This window comes from Staphylococcus sp. GDY8P54P, from assembly GCF_017892645.1.
Classification (GTDB): domain Bacteria; phylum Bacillota; class Bacilli; order Staphylococcales; family Staphylococcaceae; genus Staphylococcus; species Staphylococcus ureilyticus.
In genome coordinates, this window is the sequence record NZ_JAESLN010000042.1 from 3,290 (window position 1) to 4,992 (window position 1,703).

Annotated in this window: 1 rRNA gene; it reads right to left on the minus strand. The window is 49.3% G+C overall.

The window, feature by feature from the left end:
- Positions 1–82 precede the first annotated feature (82 nt).
- A 16S ribosomal RNA gene (locus tag KA883_RS12670) occupies positions 83–1,635 on the minus strand.
- Positions 1,636–1,703 lie beyond the last annotated feature (68 nt).

Here is a 1,703-nt window from a genome sequence, read left to right on the forward strand (position 1 = left end):
ATGAGCATTCAAAACTGAATACAATATGTCAATGTTATTCCTTTGTCATCTTCTAAAGAAGATGTTCCGAATATATCCTTAGAAAGGAGGTGATCCAGCCGCACCTTCCGATACGGCTACCTTGTTACGACTTCACCCCAATCATTTGTCCCACCTTCGACGGCTAGCTCCATAAATGGTTACTCCACCGGCTTCGGGTGTTACAAACTCTCGTGGTGTGACGGGCGGTGTGTACAAGACCCGGGAACGTATTCACCGTAGCATGCTGATCTACGATTACTAGCGATTCCAGCTTCATGTAGTCGAGTTGCAGACTACAATCCGAACTGAGAACAACTTTATGGGATTTGCATGACCTCGCGGTTTAGCTGCCCTTTGTATTGTCCATTGTAGCACGTGTGTAGCCCAAATCATAAGGGGCATGATGATTTGACGTCATCCCCACCTTCCTCCGGTTTGTCACCGGCAGTCAACTTAGAGTGCCCAACTTAATGCTGGCAACTAAGCTTAAGGGTTGCGCTCGTTGCGGGACTTAACCCAACATCTCACGACACGAGCTGACGACAACCATGCACCACCTGTCACTTTGTCCCCCGAAGGGGAAGGCTCTATCTCTAGAGTTGTCAAAGGATGTCAAGATTTGGTAAGGTTCTTCGCGTTGCTTCGAATTAAACCACATGCTCCACCGCTTGTGCGGGTCCCCGTCAATTCCTTTGAGTTTCAACCTTGCGGTCGTACTCCCCAGGCGGAGTGCTTAATGCGTTAGCTGCAGCACTAAGGGGCGGAAACCCCCTAACACTTAGCACTCATCGTTTACGGCGTGGACTACCAGGGTATCTAATCCTGTTTGATCCCCACGCTTTCGCACATCAGCGTCAGTTACAGACCAGAAAGTCGCCTTCGCCACTGGTGTTCCTCCATATCTCTGCGCATTTCACCGCTACACATGGAATTCCACTTTCCTCTTCTGCACTCAAGTTTCCCAGTTTCCAATGACCCTCCACGGTTGAGCCGTGGGCTTTCACATCAGACTTAAGAAACCGCCTACGCGCGCTTTACGCCCAATAATTCCGGATAACGCTTGCCACCTACGTATTACCGCGGCTGCTGGCACGTAGTTAGCCGTGGCTTTCTGATTAGGTACCGTCAAGACGTGCACAGTTACTTACACATTTGTTCTTCCCTAATAACAGAGTTTTACGATCCGAAGACCTTCATCACTCACGCGGCGTTGCTCCGTCAGGCTTTCGCCCATTGCGGAAGATTCCCTACTGCTGCCTCCCGTAGGAGTCTGGACCGTGTCTCAGTTCCAGTGTGGCCGATCACCCTCTCAGGTCGGCTACGTATCGTTGCCTTGGTAAGCCGTTACCTTACCAACTAGCTAATACGGCGCGGGTCCATCTATAAGTGATAGCAAAACCATCTTTCACTTTAGAACCATGCGGTTCTAAATGTTATCCGGCATTAGCCCCGGTTTCCCGGAGTTATTCCAGTCTTATAGGTAGGTTACCCACGTGTTACTCACCCGTCCGCCGCTAACGTCAAAGGAGCAAGCTCCTTATCTGTTCGCTCGACTTGCATGTATTAGGCACGCCGCCAGCGTTCATCCTGAGCCAGGATCAAAATCTCCATAAAAAATTATGATGTTGGATTAGCTCATAAAATACGAATTTGTGTTATCAATAACACGTTGTTTTGATTCA